A 582-nucleotide genomic window follows, 5' to 3' on the forward strand; every position below is an offset into this window, starting at 1 on the left:
TGAATGGTGCCATTAACTCCAGTGTAAATGCAAAACTCGCGCATATCGCGAACGGACAGTATGCGAAAGGTACAGGGCCGGTGAGCCTGGCCGCTGGCCTCGCCGTAGCCGACGCAAATTTCAATCATGTCATGGGTGAAGATTACGACTTGAGCCCTGAAGAAGTGAAGGAAATTGCTGCGGCGTATGACTATTTGGACACGGCTCCGATGACGCTGGAGGAAGCTGAACAGGTTCTTGCCGATGAGGCGGCCACCCCCGGTACGATTGCGCCCGAAGACTTGGAAACCGCACAAGCGGTGAAAAATGCGCACGACGTAACAACAGATGAGGACGGAAATAAGATAGGGCAGCCGACCGACGATCAGTTGGCGGCTGCGGAGGCGGTGCATGACGCGGAAGCCAGCCTGTTGGGGCACTACAAAGGCGACTTTTCTGACGACACAATCATCGCGGAGGAACAGCAAGACCGCGTCCTTGGAGCCGTCCGCGCCTCCAATCCCGATGAAGAATCGGTAAAAGCCACGCTTGGCACTTCGGACGACGGAAGCCTTTATGCCGACGGCCAGGAGGACGATGATG

General features: G+C 56.5%; 1 protein-coding gene. It reads left to right on the plus strand.

The features are described from left to right. The coding region (locus ACR0FE_RS23630) for a hypothetical protein (RefSeq protein WP_480915559.1) at nucleotides 1-582 on the plus strand (582 nt) is incomplete at both ends.

This window comes from Ruegeria sp. K7, from assembly GCF_056531785.1.